Annotated in this window: 1 pseudogene; it reads right to left on the reverse strand. The window is 84.7% G+C overall.

The window, feature by feature from the left end:
* Nucleotides 1-236, reverse strand: a pseudogene (locus tag KVT14_RS21415) (energy-coupling factor transporter transmembrane protein EcfT); the annotation flags it as partial.

The raw sequence follows: 236 nt of genomic DNA on the forward strand, positions 1-236 counted from the left end.
GCCGGCCGCGCCCGCCCCCCCGCCCAGGGCCCGCGCGGGGCCGACCACCCCCAGCAGCCCCGGGGTGACCCACACCCGCGGGTCGCTCTCGACCCCGCGGGCGCGCCCCGCGTCCCGGACCTCGTGCACGGTGCGGGCGATCTCGGGCACCGACCAGAGCACGAGCCCGTCCGCGTGGGCGGCCAGGTCGGGCGGGACGCCGTCCCGGCGCAGCGGCCGGGCGGCCCGCGCGAGGG

Source organism: Cellulomonas sp. GbtcB1 (assembly GCF_019091725.1).
Lineage (GTDB): Bacteria > Actinomycetota > Actinomycetes > Actinomycetales > Cellulomonadaceae > Cellulomonas.